The organism is Peribacillus sp. NPDC076916 (assembly GCF_050269675.1).
Classification (GTDB): domain Bacteria; phylum Bacillota; class Bacilli; order Bacillales; family DSM-1321; genus Peribacillus; species Peribacillus aracenensis.
In genome coordinates, this window is record NZ_JBNNIU010000008.1 from 136,155 (window position 1) to 149,460 (window position 13,306).

Annotated in this window: 14 protein-coding genes and 1 riboswitch; of the genes, 10 read left to right on the forward strand and 4 right to left on the reverse strand. The window is 40.7% G+C overall.

What is annotated here, in order from left to right; translation table 11 throughout:
- Positions 1-91: 91 nt before the first annotated feature.
- From ACQKFG_RS20735 to ACQKFG_RS20745, 3 genes are all read left to right on the forward strand, one after another.
- The gene (locus ACQKFG_RS20735; RefSeq protein WP_286182377.1) at positions 92-220 is read left to right on the forward strand and encodes a hypothetical protein; all 129 of its coding nucleotides are present in this window, start codon (positions 92-94) and stop codon (positions 218-220) included.
- Positions 221-256: 36 nt separating this feature from the next.
- Positions 257-961 carry a class I SAM-dependent methyltransferase gene (locus tag ACQKFG_RS20740; RefSeq protein WP_427562316.1) on the forward strand — a complete coding sequence of 235 codons (705 nt, stop codon included), beginning with the start codon at positions 257-259 and terminating at the stop codon, positions 959-961.
- A 421-nt stretch (positions 962-1,382) separates the two neighbouring features.
- Positions 1,383-2,216, forward strand: coding sequence for an STAS domain-containing protein (locus ACQKFG_RS20745; protein WP_427562319.1), 834 nt, complete (start codon positions 1,383-1,385; stop codon positions 2,214-2,216).
- Positions 2,217-2,357: 141 nt separating this feature from the next.
- On the opposite strand, the gene ACQKFG_RS20750 is transcribed toward ACQKFG_RS20745, so the two are convergent.
- Both ACQKFG_RS20750 and ACQKFG_RS20755 read right to left on the reverse strand, forming a co-directional pair.
- The gene (locus ACQKFG_RS20750; protein ID WP_342614666.1) at positions 2,358-3,014 is read right to left on the reverse strand and encodes a potassium channel family protein; all 657 of its coding nucleotides are present in this window, start codon (positions 3,012-3,014) and stop codon (positions 2,358-2,360) included.
- Between the two features lie 23 nt (positions 3,015-3,037).
- Positions 3,038-4,369, reverse strand: coding sequence for a TrkH family potassium uptake protein (locus ACQKFG_RS20755; protein ID WP_353872839.1), 1,332 nt, complete (start codon positions 4,367-4,369; stop codon positions 3,038-3,040).
- A gap of 174 nt (positions 4,370-4,543) precedes the next feature.
- Positions 4,544-4,686, reverse strand: a riboswitch (cyclic di-AMP (ydaO/yuaA leader).
- Positions 4,687-5,018: 332 nt separating this feature from the next.
- On the opposite strand from ACQKFG_RS20755, the gene ACQKFG_RS20760 reads away from it, so the two are divergent.
- Positions 5,019-5,210: a hypothetical protein gene (locus ACQKFG_RS20760; RefSeq protein ID WP_076370632.1), complete on the forward strand. Its 192-nt coding sequence runs from the start codon at positions 5,019-5,021 to the stop codon at positions 5,208-5,210.
- Positions 5,211-5,430: 220 nt separating this feature from the next.
- Here the strand turns inward: ACQKFG_RS20760 and ACQKFG_RS20765 are convergent, their stop codons facing one another.
- A complete protein-coding gene (locus ACQKFG_RS20765) occupies positions 5,431-6,030 on the reverse strand; it encodes a TetR/AcrR family transcriptional regulator (protein WP_427562324.1) in 600 nt (199 codons plus the stop codon).
- Positions 6,031-6,148: 118 nt separating this feature from the next.
- Here ACQKFG_RS20765 and ACQKFG_RS20770 point away from each other — a divergent pair, with 118 nt between their 5' ends.
- On the forward strand, positions 6,149-6,874 hold the full coding sequence (locus ACQKFG_RS20770) for an ABC transporter ATP-binding protein (RefSeq protein WP_427562327.1): 726 nt from the start codon (positions 6,149-6,151) through the stop codon (positions 6,872-6,874).
- Positions 6,871-7,887 carry an ABC transporter permease gene (locus ACQKFG_RS20775; RefSeq protein ID WP_427562330.1) on the forward strand — a complete coding sequence of 339 codons (1,017 nt, stop codon included), beginning with the start codon at positions 6,871-6,873 and terminating at the stop codon, positions 7,885-7,887. The genes ACQKFG_RS20770 and ACQKFG_RS20775 overlap by 4 nt, the downstream gene beginning before the upstream one ends.
- Before the next feature lie 105 nt (positions 7,888-7,992).
- Here ACQKFG_RS20775 and ACQKFG_RS20780 read toward each other — a convergent pair whose 3' ends face one another.
- Positions 7,993-8,442 carry a GNAT family N-acetyltransferase gene (locus ACQKFG_RS20780; protein ID WP_192208052.1) on the reverse strand — a complete coding sequence of 150 codons (450 nt, stop codon included), beginning with the start codon at positions 8,440-8,442 and terminating at the stop codon, positions 7,993-7,995.
- A gap of 106 nt (positions 8,443-8,548) precedes the next feature.
- On the opposite strand from ACQKFG_RS20780, the gene ACQKFG_RS20785 reads away from it, so the two are divergent.
- The 4 genes from ACQKFG_RS20785 to ACQKFG_RS20800 all read left to right on the forward strand — a co-directional run bounded on the left by ACQKFG_RS20785 (position 8,549) and on the right by ACQKFG_RS20800 (position 13,294).
- Positions 8,549-9,373: a MerR family transcriptional regulator gene (locus ACQKFG_RS20785; RefSeq protein ID WP_427562333.1), complete on the forward strand. Its 825-nt coding sequence runs from the start codon at positions 8,549-8,551 to the stop codon at positions 9,371-9,373.
- Positions 9,374-9,590: 217 nt separating this feature from the next.
- A complete protein-coding gene (locus ACQKFG_RS20790; RefSeq protein ID WP_427562336.1) occupies positions 9,591-10,199 on the forward strand; it encodes a VanZ family protein in 609 nt (202 codons plus the stop codon).
- Positions 10,200-10,238: 39 nt separating this feature from the next.
- On the forward strand, positions 10,239-11,705 hold the full coding sequence (locus ACQKFG_RS20795) for an aminoacyl-histidine dipeptidase (protein ID WP_427562339.1): 1,467 nt from the start codon (positions 10,239-10,241) through the stop codon (positions 11,703-11,705).
- An 890-nt stretch (positions 11,706-12,595) separates the two neighbouring features.
- A complete protein-coding gene (locus ACQKFG_RS20800) occupies positions 12,596-13,294 on the forward strand; it encodes a GntR family transcriptional regulator (RefSeq protein ID WP_427562342.1) in 699 nt (232 codons plus the stop codon).
- Positions 13,295-13,306 lie beyond the last annotated feature (12 nt).

Consider the following 13,306-nt stretch of genomic DNA (forward strand, 5'->3'; position numbering starts at 1 on the left):
GATTGGTTTGGGAGTCTATGGAAAATCAGAAAGGACCCCTATCCCAATTGAATAGTAATGGAAATGATACCATTCTGGAAGTTTTAATGGAATGGACGCCACATTATCCAAATTGGCTCAACTGAACATTCTTGGCAAAAGTTACGGTGTCGACATTATAGAAGAGATGGTCAAAGTAGCGATGAGTAAGAATAGGGGCATCTGGCTGAAACCAGTATAATTAAATGGCGGGATACGATGGGAAGAGGTGATGGTATTGTCGGAGACGATTATAACCTATGAAGATCTATTGAATATGCTGGACTCGTTATTGCGTGAGCCAACTGCATTCTGGAATGATTTTTATGAAGACCGTGAAAAGGGGGTTCCCTTTTTCGAAAATTTCCCTGATGAGAATTTGGTTACATATTTTGATGGAGGGGCAATTGGGCCAGGAAAGGTTCTTGAGCTTGGGTGCGGACCTGGGAGAAATGCCGTTTACCTTGCTCAAAAGGGCTGTTCCGTTGATGCGGTTGATCTTTCGAAGGCAGGACTGGAATGGGGAAAAGAACGAGCGGCAGAAAAGAAAGTGCACGTGAACTTCATTCAAAGGAATATATTTGATTTGGATATTGAGGAAGGGCAATATGACTTCGTGTATGATTCAGGTTGTTTTCACCATATTGCCCCACATCGAAGGATCAATTATTTGGAGATGGTGAAAAAGGCGCTAAGGCCTGAGGGATTGTATTCAATTACTTGTTTTGTCGAAGGCGGCATATTGGGTGGTGCAGATCTTTCAGATTGGGAGGTATACAGGCAAAGGAGCCTTAAAGGCGGATTAGGTTTTACTGAAGAAAAACTCAGAATGATTTTCAAGGAATTTGAAGTGGTGGAAATACGTAAAATGAGGAAAATGGAACAATCGGATGAAACGTTTGGGGTGCAAGGCTTATGGACAGCCTTATTTATGAAAAAGTAAGGTGAAATGGTGATGCGATGGTTTTAAACGGAGGATCTGGGAACAGGTCCTTTTTTTATGAGGAAAAGGAGGGATTTGTTAACAAAATATAAAAATGGTAAACTTTAATAATAAAATGCTTTTTGGGGGAACGCAGATTCACCAGAATGATAGATGTAGGTTCCTGCAAATTTTTTTTTGAAAAACAGTGGTTGCATGGTTTCAAAAACAGCTGGGAAGGTATATGGAAAGAGGGGACCATTGGGCATCAGGTCATGACAATCCATGTATTGAAGAGGTTATCTTCGATGCTTTTCCTTAGCTGATGAAACGTTTAACTTTAAATGCCTGACAATGCTGATTTCTGTATGTAGTGCATTCGATTTATTGATTACTGAGACCAATTGGAATGCTATTTTATAAAAAATAGGTGGAGAAACTTATGCATAGAAATAAAGAATTATATTCCTTTTTAGTGGGCGCGGCAGCACAATTGACTGATGATTGGTACGCAACATTGAATAAAAGCGGTAAAGCGGGTGTTTATAGCTCATCCGATCCCAAAGTGATTAAAAAACTTAAGCAGCAAAATAATGAATTCCATTTGCGTTTCTTTCAGGTCTTCGATACAGGGGAGAGGGAATTCTTTAAGAGGCTTGATGATTGGATTGAAGATATCGGTAAGGATGAGCAGCATTTAAATACACCCATCTATTTTATATTGAGGGAGTTTTTTAGAACGCAAGATCAATACCTTGATTATATTGACAGGTTTGTGGAATTGCATGGTGACCAATATCCACAGGAAGAAATAAATTCCTGGTACCGGATAGTGGTGAAGGTGTTCAGTGAAGTGATGGAGAGGTTTACTGAAGCGAATCATAGATATGCCAATAAAATCATGAAAGCCCAACAGGCAACGATCGATGAATTGAGCACGCCCATCATTTCCCTTAAAGATAACATGGCGTTGCTTCCCTTGATAGGCAATATTGACACGACAAGGGGCATGACCTTGCTTGAAAACACCTTACAAAAATGCGTTGAAAAAAATGTCACAAGGCTTTTCATTGACCTATCGGGCGTTCATTCAATAGATGGTGCATCCGCCCACCAGCTGTCGCAATTGATTGAATCCTTACATTTGATCGGAATTGAAACAACCCTTTCAGGACTTCTGCCGGAAATAGCCATGACTGCCGTTAAGCTTCAACTTCCTTTTGATAAAGTGACGATAAAGTCCACTCTTGCCCAGGCAATCAGTACGATGAAATAATACATACATATCCAGGGAATGGAATGCTCGTTATAAACTTCATCGAGAAGACCTCCATATGGGGGTCTTCTGGCATGTATAAGTGATGCTGCATTCAAACTAGATACAGGGCCCAAAAAGCAAAAGCCGGAACCTGTTGGATTATTCAATATTGGCAAAGACGGCTAGATCTTTTTTATTGCCAACCACTAAAAGCATATCATTTTCATGGATATCCTGATCTGGTGAGGGGGCTATGATGATTTCTCCATTACTCACTATGGCAATGACGCTGATATTATATTTTGCCCGTAGATCAAGCTCCCTGAGGCTTTTTCCCTTCATGCTCATGGGCAGGATGATTTCCTCGATATTGTATTCTTTAGAGAGCTCTATATAGTTCAGCATGTTAGGGGACAGGAGCTGATTCGCGACCCGTTCCCCCATATCCCTCTCAGGATAGATGACCCAGTCAGCTCCGACTTTAGTGAGCACCTGACCGTGATTTTTATTAAGTGCTTTGGCAATGACCTTATCGACCCCAAGCTCTTTTAAAAGCAAGGTAGTTAAAATGCTCGATTGCATGTCATTTCCGATGGCTACGATGACACAATCGAAATTACGGATTCCGATTGACTTCAAAGTCTCTTCTTCCGTCGTATCCGCCATGATCGCATGGGTAACGCTCAGTTCCGCATTTTCTACTCTTTCCTCGTTGACATCAACACCCAATACCTCTTGGCCAGCCGTATATAATCTATGGGCCACACTGGTTCCGAACCTGCCTAAACCGATCACGGCATATTGTCGTTTTCCCATCTTTTACACTCCTTCATTTATGTTTAACCAATCATGATTTTCCCTTTTGGACGTCGGAACGGATCTGGTTTGCGCCTCATAGCGATGGCAAAGGCCAAAGTCAAAGGACCCACACGGCCTGCAAACATCGTGAAAATGATGAGCATCCGGCCAACCGGTGATAATTCGGGGGTCAACCCCATTGAAAGTCCCACGGTGGCGAATGCTGAAGTGGCTTCAAACAAAATCATCAAGAAATCAGTTCCGCTTTCAGTGATGGTCAGCAATATGGAGATGATTGAAACCATGAATACGCCAATGAATGTAACGGATAATGCTTTAAAGATCGTTTCACTCACAATGCGGTGACGGAATAATACCACATCACCCTTTCCTTTAATCTGTGACCAAACCGTTCCGACAAGCGTTGCTAATGTGGTTGTTTTAATTCCGCCGCCAGTCGATCCGGGCGAAGCCCCGACGAACATCAAGAAAATGATGAGCAGTAATGTAGGCTGAGTTAAATCAGGGATATTCAACGTATTGGATCCTGCCGTCCTAGGTGTAACCGATTGAAATAATGAGGACAGCGTTTTACCCATGAAAGATAAAGGCTGCAATGTCTTGGCATTACCAAACTCGAATAAAAAGATTAAAATTGCGCCGACAATCGTAAGTGCCAAGCTAGTCGTCAGAACAACCTTCGTATGTATGGATAAACGATGGGTATCACGGTATTCGTATAGTTCATTCATCACGATAAAACCTATTCCGCCAAACGTGATGAGGAAGACGACCGTAAGGGTTACGAATGGATCCGATACATAAGGGGTCAAACTCTTGAATTCCCCCATTAAATCAAAGCCGGCATTATTGAAATTCGATATGGAATGAAAAACCCCGTAATAGATTGCCTTTCCGATTGGCATGTCAAAAGAAAAGCGAATCGATAAAATAAGGGCACCCATGCCCTCAATGATGGCCGTGAAAATTAAAAGCCGTTTTACTAACCTGACTACACCTGCCATGGATAGATTATTTAATGACTCCTGCAAGAGTAACCTGCCTTTTAAAGAAATCTTTTTGCCTAAAAGGAAAAAGAAAAATGTCGCAAATGACATGAACCCTAAACCGCCTATCTGAATCAGTGTTAAGATGACCAACTCACCAAAAGTGGTGAAGGTCGATCCCGTATCCACTACGACCAATCCTGTTACACATGTAGCGGAAGTTGCGGTGAATAAAGCATCCAGAAAAGGAAGACCAATGCCATTTTCAGTGGAAATCGGCAGGGTTAATAAATAGGCCCCAATAAGTATCAGGATGGCAAAGCCGAGTACAAGTATTTTTGGCGGATCCAATAAACTTTTTGTCATTCTCAAATAAATCATCCCTACCTATAAAAAAATTGTGTAAAACTGTATGATGCTTTAATCATCAATCTGCTTTCAGAATCTTTTTAAAGGCATAATAAAAAGACCAGCAAAAACTTCGAACAGTTATTTTGCCACAAAAAGCGTGAAAAAAACTCCCGAAATAGGCGGTCTTATGACCTCCCTCGCTTTAGCCGACGAAGTTAGCTGACGGGTAGGATGGCGAAAGAGCTGATCTCATCCCTTCTGCAAGGCAGAATTAACCCCAATTGATTGGGTCCTCCGTACTCAATTCCCTTGAGTTTAGGCCGAAATGCATTAAATTGATAAACGTATTCTACTCCCATCATTTATCAGTTGTAAACCCCTAAATCGTAAAAAAATATTTCTTTAACAAGACTGAAAATTTACGTTTCATTTACATTGAAAAAACGTATTGACAAATATTAGTTAGCACATTATGATAGGTTCGATTAATCCAATTATGATAACCAGCTCGAGGTACTTTATTCAATACATTCAAGCGAACAAGCTATTGCCAATCAAAATTTCTAATATATATATTTTTATGTTTCTTTTGTAAATGATAAAGGAAAAAGCATTGCATTCGTATTTAAAGATTCAAGACATTTTACTAAAAAGGCGGGCAATTATGGAGAAAACGTTCAATAGATATGTTATTAATGCTACAGGCAAGGGTGGCCAGACATATTTAACACAATGCCAGGATAAAGATGCACTAAGGAAATGGATAGCCGATCATGAGGATCAAATCATCATGGATGAGTTAAGGATAACGGATAAGAAAAAGAATCCGTTTTTAAAATTGTTTTCCCTAAGGTAAATCAACTAAAATCCCAACATCATTAGCGGTATTATTCAATTATGAAATCCCTGTGTACTATCCGGGAACGCTGAGCGAAAAATCCATATCTTGTTTTGCTTTTAAACTCATTTATTTAAAAATGAGTTTTTTTGCGTTGGGAATGTAGAGGTGAAAGCGAAGAAAAAAGATGTAATCCGATTTTAAGGCATGTTGATGGAACATGCCTTTGATGATTCGTTCATTGTATGAATGTGCGCAATTGGCTGATGAAGTTCAAGATTTGAAAATGGATTTTCGCCATTTCTTCCGCCGTTTGCTCTTCACAATTCTCCAGCCACTCCTGTATCACCCCTAAAATCGCCGATGTCAGGAAGGCGTGCATATACATGCGGAACGCTTCATTTTTAGCTGCTGGGTGCTGGCTGATCAAACGATCCAATAGTACTTCACCGAATACGCGCTTTATTTTTTTGGCAAAAGAAGGATCGCCCTGATCACCTAGAATGGCCCTCAAAGCGTGGGCATGTTCACTGATGAATTGAAAAATCTCTATGAAGGGCGTGTAAAGCTGCTGTTGATGAAGAGCCCTGAAAGCCTCTTCCGGCAAAATGGCAGTAATGCGGGTTTGAAGTTCATTTAACAATTCCTGCTGTAAGTGCTCCATCAATTCATATTTATCTGTGTAATGCAAATAGAATGTGCCCCGATTAATGTTGGCGCGCTCTGCAATTTTCTTCACTGATACATGTGAGAACCCCTCTGTTTCAACGAGTGCAATAAAATGATGTTGTATCTGCATCTTCGTCTTTTGTACCATATCCTCATGAATCGATGCCATGTAATGTCTCCTTCACTGAACATTTTTCCAAATGTGTTGATTGTATTAGAACAAATGCTGCCTTAGAATGATGATACACTCAACACTGTGTTAATTAAAGAGGGAGGATGTGTGTACATTGAAAAATGCGATTTCCATTGAAGGGATTGCCAAAGGTTTTCATCATAAAAAGGTCATTCAGCCATTGAGCCTGAGTATTGAAAAAAACGGGATTTTTGGCTTGCTAGGTCCATCCGGATGCGGAAAGACGACCTTGATTAAAATGATTGTCGGATTGATTAAGCCCGATGCGGGTAAAGTCACGGTTCTGGATCATGAAGTGCCAAATCGAGCGCTGTTAATGGATGTCGGCTATATGGCACAGTCCGATGCTTTATATACAGAATTGACCGGAGCTGAAAATCTCGAATTTTTTGCGAAGCTATACCGTTTTTCGAAAAAGGAACGAAGGGAACGCATTCGATATGCAGCTGAAATCGTACAGTTGACGAGCGATTTGAATGTTCGGGTTGCGCATTATTCCGGGGGAATGAAACGCCGTCTGTCACTGGCGGCGGCACTCATCCAAAATCCGGAGATTCTCATTTTGGATGAACCGACAGTAGGAATAGACCCTTTGCTGAAACAATCGATTTGGCAGGAACTTGAGCGTTTAAGAAACGAAGATCATAAGACGATCATCATCACGACGCATGTGATGGATGAAGCGGAACGATGCGATAAACTGGCGATGCTGCGTGAAGGTGAAATCATCGCGGCAGGAACCCCGGCAGCTTTAAAAACACAATTTGCCGCGGAAACGCTTGATGATGTTTTTTTAAGGATTGGAGGTGGCCTAAAATGAGAATGGCCTCTCTAGTTACTCGAATTACCCAGCAGCTGCGCCGGGATCGAAGGACACTCGCTTTATTTTTCCTGGCTCCATTGCTCATTTTAACGCTCATGTATTTTATTTTCGATACAGAAGCAAGTGTTTTGAAGCTCGTTGTTACAGGCAGTGATGAAACCGTGGTCAAAGCATTGAAACAAGCGGATTTTCAAGTATCGGCTGCTGAGGAATTTTCTCAGGAAAAAATGATAGAAAATGATACGGATGGCTGGCTGCATGTTGAAAATGGAAAAATGAAACTGACACTATTGAACGACGAACCGTCCCGTGCAAAGGCCGTTCAAATGCAAATGATGCATGCTTTGCAAGGGAATGAAAAAAACACGCCTTCAATTGAGGAGCAATATGTATACGGGGATGCAGACACAAAGGGTTTTGATACTTTCAGTCCGATGCTCGTCAGCTTTTTCGTTTTCTTCTTTGTATTTTTAATAGCGGGAATCGCGCTTTTGAAAGAGCGTACAAGTGGTACGCTGGAACGGCTGCTTGCCACCCCGATTAAAAGATACGAAATCGTAGCGGGCTATGTGATCGGATATGGCTTATTTGCTCTAGTTCAAACCATAATTGTCGTCCTATATGCTGTCAATGTATTGGATATCGTCCTTGTTGGCTCCATTTGGCTCGTTTTGCTGACGAATATACTGGTCGCGCTCGTTGCATTATCGCTTGGTACATTACTATCGAGTTTCGCGGCATCCGAATTCCAAATGGTACAATTCATTCCGCTCGTCATCGTGCCGCAAGTCTTCTTTACAGGGATTTTCCCATTGGATGGCATGTCGGACTGGCTGCAAAAAATCGGCAAGATCATGCCTCTCTATTACGCATCGGATGCCATGAACGGCATTATGTACAAAGGCTTCACGTTCAATGAGGTATTACTGGATCTCCTCATTCTCCTTGCATTTGCAGCCGTCTTTATCACCATCAATATTATTAGTTTAAAAAAGTACCGTTCACTTTAAAATGAACCATCTTAAAAAAAGCCGGATTCCTGGAACAAGGGGAACCGGCTTTTTCTGTATTGCTGGACATACTTTTGAGTTGAAAAGGACTAGCTATTATCATACCTATACTTTTTTGACCATGACCTTTTCATTGTTATAATCTGATTCGCCATTGAATGCAAAGCCGTATTTCTTATACAAATGAAGGGCGGCCTGATTATCTTCAACTATGCTTAAATAAATTTCAGGACAATCATATTCTTCTATTAATCTTTTTATTAAAGCCTCCAATAAGATACTGCCAAGCCCGAAACCCTGATGTTCAGCGTCAATGAAAAAGCGGTCTAACCACACTCTGCCATTTTCGCCTTCCCCAGGGAAAAAGCCATACATCGCAAAACCAACCAAGATATCATCCGAATAAAGCCCAACTGGTCTGTAGTATTTACATTCCTTCGCGTCTTTTAAACATTGTTCAGTCGTTTCGATGTAAGCCTTTTGCTTTTCGTTTATTTGCAATTTCAAAATATCCGTTACATTTTCGTTCGAGACTTCATGTATAGTGGTCTTCATCATTTATTTTCCTTCCTCATTTCGCACCTGGTTATCCGTTTTGTTATCATGATATATTAATACACTAAGGTATATGGTTACCATATAGTCAAGAGGAGAGATCGTGATGTCCGATGGAAATGTAGGCAAATATTTTACGACTGGCGAATTCGCCAAATTATGCAATGTAAAAAAACAAACGCTCATTCATTATGATGAGATTGGGCTTCTTACTCCTGATTTAAAAAACGAAAAGGGCTATCGGTATTACTCTTATCAACAATTCGAAGTTTTTTCGGTCATCACGCTTTTAAAAGAATTCAATATGCCTTTGAAAGAGATCAAATGGTTTCTTACTAACAGGTCACCTATGGAACTAATTGAACTTTTCAAAGAAAAGACCATAGAATTGGAAAAAAAGATAAAGAACCTTCACAGAGTGCAGAAGATCATTGAAACGAAAATATACCTCACTGAAAAAGCGATTTGTATGGATGACTCTCAAATCACCTTGAAACTTCAGGAGGAAGAACAGCTCTTCCTTAGTGAATCCATCCTGAACTCTTCTGATGCCGAATTCTTAAAATCTACTTCTGACTTCATTGATTTCTGTAATGAAAATGAATTTTACACAGGATTCCCTATCGGGGCCATGATTAGTAAAGAAAACATCATCGACGGGAATCATGATGACTATTCATTTTTGTACACGAAAGTCATGGAAAGGCACCCAGCCCCCAAATTCTATTCAAAACCGAAGGGATTCTATGTTGTTGCCTATCATAAAGGCAGTTATAAAAATATCTCCGAAACGTACGAAAGAATCTTACAATTCATGGCGAGTGAAAACTTGAACCTCAAGTCGTTTGCATACGAAGAATACATCTTGGATGAAGTCGCGGTAAAGGGGTATGAAAATTACCTGACGCAAATCATGGTTGAAGTGGAATGAGGCTGGGGAGAGAATCACATAGTTTGGGCGAGAACTAAAACATGCGAATGAATCATTCCAAGCAATCCATTAGCCTTGAAAAGCTGCCTCTTGACGAACATACTGGCAGTTTTCTAAGTGACAGGTTTATATTCTGCAGTTTGTTGACGGGTTCTTAAAGTTGTCCTAGGATATAAGGACATGCAAGGATTGGTAAGAAATAGAAGGGGGGAGTTATATGTCCCTAAAATCGGTCATGCTTTCCCTTTTGCTGTCGCAAGCATTGTTTTTGTGCGGTTTGCCTTTTTTCCTTCAGCTCCGATTATATTTGAATCCTTTGGTGATCATCGTTGTCTGGTTTTGTATACTTCTTTTCGTTTCGTTTGCGGTTCTTTTTTTTCGAGGTGAAACGGTCCGAATTTCGCGCCTTTTGTGGCAGGCCGCATTCTTTGGCTACAGTTTATCATTATTGGTTTTGCTGTTCTTTCGACCAGAAGGGCAGGTATATTCGTATAATTTGGTCCCTTTTTCTACGATTCTTTTATATTTATCGAACGATATGAACGGGCTTGTGTCATTTTATAACCTTAGCGCCAATGTGGGGCTGTTCATTCCATTTGGGCTGTATTTGTTGTCGAGGGAAGGGAAGGAGCCCTCCGCAAAAAGGAAATTTCTTTATCCATTACTTTCGATTTCGGCCATCGAAATCTGTCAGTTTGTTTTTCGGCGCGGAAGTTTGGATGTCGATGACCTTATCTTGAATATGGTTGGTGTTTATCTGGGGTACGTTCTGTATCCATTGTTCACAAGAGTGGCCGTGTTCCGTCCTGGAAAAGTAAAGGGATGAGAGGCAGTACAAATATTTTAAATGAAAGGATGTTTTTTCATGTATAGCACGTTAGAAGAATTATCGAGCCATCCGGTGTTTCATTATTTTGCAGCGATATCCGAAATCCCGAGAGGATCGGCTAATGAAAAAGCGATCAGTGACTATCTGGTTCACTTCGCTAAGGATAGGAACCTGGAGGTGATCCAGGATGAAGCGCTGAATGTGATTATCAAAAAGCCTGCCACATTTGGATATGAAAGTGCACCTACCGTCATTATCCAGGGGCATATGGATATGGTTTGCGAAAAGAACAAGGGTACGCTTCATGATTTCGAGAAAGATCCGCTTCAATTAAGGATTGTGGGAGACATGTTGTATGCGACGGATACAACATTGGGGGCGGATAATGGAGTGGCTGTTGCGTATGCTTTAGCATTATTGGATGCAAATGATATTCCGCATCCCTCTCTTGAAATAGTCATAACTACTGAAGAAGAAACGACAATGAACGGTGCACTTGCCGTGGATCCGGCTCACTTCAAAGGGAAAATGATGATCAATATCGATTCGGAGGAAGATGGAAAGCTGCTGGTCAGCTCTGCGGGAGGAATACGCGTGCGGCAGGTCCTGCCAATCGGATGGGAATCAGCTTCCATTGTTGATGCTGTATCTTATAACATCAGGATTAAAGGGTTGAAGGGCGGACACTCCGGTATGTCCATCCATAAGGAAAGAGGGAACTCCAATAAACTTTTGGGCAGAGTATTACATGAACTTACGGCAGATTTCCCTTGCTACATACAGCAAATGAACGGGGGGCTGAAAGGGAATGCCATTCCTCGTGAAGCAGAGGCGACTGTACTGATTCATGCAGAAGATGTTCAGGAGATAACGGAGAGACTTCAACAATGGGAAAATACTTTTAAAAATGAACTGCAATCTTCCGACCCTGAGGTATTGATCAGGTTTGAAAAGATCGAAACGGTTTCTTCAAATGTTTTTTCCGAAGAGACGTTGACTAAAGCCATTTCCTCCTTACTGGTAATCCCGCATGGCGTTCAAGGAATGAGCATGGGAATAGAAGGATTAGTGGAAAGTTCGACGAATCTAGGGGTCGTTACAACAAATGAAGCGGAAATGATATTCGAAAGTGAAATCAGGAGTTCGGTCAAAAGCATCAAATATAATATGGTCACGCAAGCAAAGGCAATTGCCGACATGCTTGGGTGCGAACTATTGGTTGACGCGGATTATCCCGAGTGGCCCTATAATCCTGATTCGAAACTCAAGAAATTATTTGAAGAGACATACAAAGAAAAATATCAGGAAGATATTGAAATCATCGCTGTGCATGCAGGGATCGAGTGTGGTGTATTCATAGATAAGATACCAGGGTTGGATACTGTTTCAATCGGGCCGGATATGTTTTCCGTACATACACCTGAAGAACACTTAAGCATCCCGTCGACCATAAACAACTGGGAATACTTTGTTTACACATTAAAGAGAATGAAGGATTTATAAACAACTGCATGGCTGGAGACAGTTGAATTCAATAGATTTAGAGACATCCTATCTTTAATTGATTGGATGTCTTTTTTTAGTTGATATAAAGAATAAACCGTTGATTTCCTCTCCAGGCACTCCCGGACCGCCCATGATTTTAAGAATAATCATTCTTAAGTTTTTTTACTGTAATCCTTATTGGATTGAAGAAATTTGCGACACTCCTGCGAATAACAGGCTAGTCGAGACCCCACAGGCGCTTGCGCCGAGGGGGCCTGGCAGCCAGTCGATGGAAAGGGAGCGAATTTCTGAAAATCAACTGGAACGTTTTCTAGAAAAAACCGTAGGCTGGTCTCATCCCGAATTATATTTAAGACTAGTTTATCCTTGATGTTTTTTTACTGTAACCCTCAAAGGATTGAAGAAATTTGCGACACTCCTGCCGAATAACTGGCTAGTCGAGACCCCACAGGCGCTTGCTTTGATGAGGCTTGTCAGACAGTCGATGGAAAGGGAGCGGATTTCTGAAAATCAACTGGAACGTTTTCTAGAAAAAACCGTAGGCTGGTCTATTCCGAACCAAGTTTTAGACTAGTTTATCCTTGATGTTTTTTTACTGTAAATCTTATTGGATTGAAGAAATTTTCGACACTCCTGCCGAATAACTGGCTAGCCGAGACCCCACAGGCGCTTGCTTTGATGAGGCCTGGCAGCCAGCCGGCGGAAAGGGAGCGGATTTCTGAAAATCAATCGGAACGTTAAATAAAAAACATGCAGGCTAAGTACAGTCTGAAAGAAACAGAGGTTTCTTTACAATCGTTATAAAATAAACTATTGTAAAGAAAACCTATCATTCAATCTAAAGTATTGTTCTAAATCATTATGTATAGAGGAAGGTATATGGAAATATGGATGTAAAGTATAGAATGGTCGTAGAACAAATGGAGAAAGAAATAGTAGAAGGAAAATATACATTAAATACTAAGTTACCTACTGAAGAAGAGTTGATGAAGAGGTTCGATGTCAGCAGGAATACCATTAGAAAAGCGATCAATATATTGGTTGAGCAGGGCTATATCTATCAAGTGCAAGGAAGCGGCATATTCCTAAGGGAATTTACCAGACCGGGCTGCATTTCGATGAGGGATATGAGTGGCTTAACCAAAGTGTTTCCGAATGATGAAATGAAAAGTAAAGTGTTAAAGTTAGAACTGATAGAAGCTGATGAAAAATTGGCCAAACAAATGAAATGCCAGGTAAAAACGAAAATCTATAACCTCAAACGGGTTAGATACTTAAATGGTGCACCCATTGTAATAGAAGAGTCCTTTTTCAATAAAGACATCATCCCCATCTTAAATAAAGAAATCGCAAATGGTTCCATTTATGAATATATTGTCGAGGATTTGAAGTTGAATATCGGGTTTGCAGATAAAATCATTTCGTGTGAAAAACTAAATGAGGATGATGCCAAGCTTTTGGACTTGCAGCCAGGAGATCCGACTTTAATCGTTGAAAGTACGGTCTTTTTAAAAGCGGGAGCCGTTTTTGATTTATCAATCGAGAAGTATAATTATACTACTGCCAAACTGTTAACATTGACTTAAAAAGGTGGTGTG

Bases quoted from the DNA above. Each gene is read 5' to 3' on its own strand.
- ACQKFG_RS20795 (WP_427562339.1), top strand. From the start codon at position 10,239: ATGTATAGCACGTTAGAAGAATTATCGAGCCATCCGGTGTTTCATTAT.
- ACQKFG_RS20755 (WP_353872839.1), bottom strand. From the start codon at position 4,369: ATGACAAAAAGTTTATTGGATCCGCCAAAAATACTTGTACTCGGCTTT.
- ACQKFG_RS20750 (WP_342614666.1), bottom strand. From the start codon at position 3,014: ATGGGAAAACGACAATATGCCGTGATCGGTTTAGGCAGGTTCGGAACC.
- ACQKFG_RS20785 (WP_427562333.1), top strand. From the start codon at position 8,549: ATGTCCGATGGAAATGTAGGCAAATATTTTACGACTGGCGAATTCGCC.
- ACQKFG_RS20800 (WP_427562342.1), top strand. From the start codon at position 12,596: ATGGATGTAAAGTATAGAATGGTCGTAGAACAAATGGAGAAAGAAATA.
- ACQKFG_RS20780 (WP_192208052.1), bottom strand. From the start codon at position 8,442: ATGAAGACCACTATACATGAAGTCTCGAACGAAAATGTAACGGATATT.
- ACQKFG_RS20745 (WP_427562319.1), top strand. From the start codon at position 1,383: ATGCATAGAAATAAAGAATTATATTCCTTTTTAGTGGGCGCGGCAGCA.
- ACQKFG_RS20775 (WP_427562330.1), top strand. From the start codon at position 6,871: ATGAGAATGGCCTCTCTAGTTACTCGAATTACCCAGCAGCTGCGCCGG.
- ACQKFG_RS20735 (WP_286182377.1), top strand. From the start codon at position 92: ATGGACGCCACATTATCCAAATTGGCTCAACTGAACATTCTTGGCAAA.
- ACQKFG_RS20760 (WP_076370632.1), top strand. From the start codon at position 5,019: ATGGAGAAAACGTTCAATAGATATGTTATTAATGCTACAGGCAAGGGT.
- ACQKFG_RS20765 (WP_427562324.1), bottom strand. From the start codon at position 6,030: ATGGCATCGATTCATGAGGATATGGTACAAAAGACGAAGATGCAGATA.
- ACQKFG_RS20790 (WP_427562336.1), top strand. From the start codon at position 9,591: ATGTCCCTAAAATCGGTCATGCTTTCCCTTTTGCTGTCGCAAGCATTG.